At 64.0% G+C, this 411-nt stretch carries 1 protein-coding gene; it reads right to left on the bottom strand.

Features of this window, described 5'->3' with window-relative positions:
* Positions 1-411, bottom strand: a 411-nt coding sequence (locus ABW22_RS16520) for a transketolase C-terminal domain-containing protein (RefSeq protein ID WP_330218768.1), incomplete at both ends; no start/stop codon positions are given.

Genomic DNA, 411 nt, shown 5'->3' with positions numbered 1-411 from the left:
CTATAGGGAATGGGCACGTCGGGCACGGCCAGGCGGCGCACGGGTGCTTTCAGCGGTACGGTGTCGAGGTTTTCGGCAATCAGGGCCGAGATTTCGCCCGAGAGTCCAAAGCTCAGGTAATCCTCGTCGGCAATCAGCAGCCGGCCGGTCTTGCGCACCGAGGCCAGCACGGCGGCGCGGTCCAGCGGCACGATAGTGCGCAGGTCGATGATCTCGGCGCTGATGCCTTCGCGGTCCAGTTCGTCGGAGGCGATCACAGCCTTTTGCACCATCTGGCTCAGCGTCACGATGGTCAGGTCCGAGCCTTCGCGCACCACCCGGGCCTGGCCGAATGGAATGGCATAAGGTGCTTCGGGCACTTCGTTGGTGCTGCCCTCGAAGTACGACATCCAGGGCAGGCCCATGATGCCT

This window comes from Thiobacillus denitrificans, assembly GCF_001530125.1.
Lineage (GTDB): Bacteria > Pseudomonadota > Gammaproteobacteria > Burkholderiales > Thiobacillaceae > Thiobacillus > Thiobacillus denitrificans_C.
The sequence above is the reverse complement of the archived record's forward strand: the minus strand, read 5'-3'. Positions and strand labels throughout refer to the sequence as shown.